The organism is Psychrobacter sp. 1U2, assembly GCF_051847575.1.
Genome location: NZ_JBPYDC010000782.1, coordinates 1 through 837, shown reverse-complemented (window position 1 = coordinate 837; position 837 = coordinate 1). Strand labels below are relative to the sequence as shown.

The window sequence follows — 837 nt, the reverse complement described above, 5'->3', positions numbered from 1 at the left end:
GCGTTTATTAGATGCTGCGGTAAATAGCGTCAATGCGCCGGTGACATTAAAAACGCGCTTAGGTTTTGAAAATGGACGAGAGAATATTTTGCGCGTGGCGAAGCGAGCAGAGCAAGCAGGCATTGCTGCCATTGCTATTCATGGGCGCACGCGTGAGGATATGTATACCGGTGAAGCGCGTTATGAGCTGATACGAGAAGTCAAAGAGAGTATTAGTATTCCCGTCATTGCCAATGGCGATATCGATAGCGCGCAAAAAGCCCAACAGGTCTATGAGATGACAGGATGTGATGCGGTGATGATAGGACGGGCCGCCCAAGGACAACCGTGGTTATTTCGGGATATTGAGCATTTTTTACGTACTGGTGAGAGCCTTGACGCGCCAAGTGTTAGCGAGATAAAAGACATCGTACTGGCCCATCTACAAGAGTTATATGATTTTTATGGTGAATACTCAGGTTGCCGTATTGCCCGTAAGCATATCGCTTGGTACACCACTGGCATTCCCAACTCTAATGCTTTTCGCCAAGCAATGTATGGCGAGGAAAGTACCGCTGGACAGTTTCGCGTGGTCGAAGATTTTTTGCAAACGCACGAATAACTTAAATAAATGTCATACCAAAAGTATTATCTATAATCCGCATTTTGAGTCTGAGCTTAAGGGTCTAAATCTGGGCTTGGATTTAGATTATCAGAATTTTCATTATAAAGTTTTTGATTCACACGCTGTGCCCCCTGCGGTGATTTTTCTTTTTGCCACGGGAAGCGTCCTTCTAGCTCGACTTGTAGTGATAAGCTTAAAAAAGTTCGAATGAGTACAATAAAACCTAATACTAA

General features: G+C 44.2%; 1 protein-coding gene and 1 pseudogene. One reads left to right on the top strand and one right to left on the bottom strand.

Going from position 1 to position 837, the window contains the following annotated elements; translation table 11 throughout:
• On the top strand, positions 1 to 601 hold a 601-nt coding region (locus tag ACS8FD_RS18720), incomplete at its 5' end, for a tRNA dihydrouridine synthase (RefSeq protein ID WP_439276956.1).
• Between the two features lie 56 nt (positions 602 to 657).
• Here ACS8FD_RS18720 and ACS8FD_RS18715 read toward each other — a convergent pair.
• Positions 658 to 837 (bottom strand): annotated as a pseudogene (locus ACS8FD_RS18715) (hypothetical protein); the annotation flags it as partial.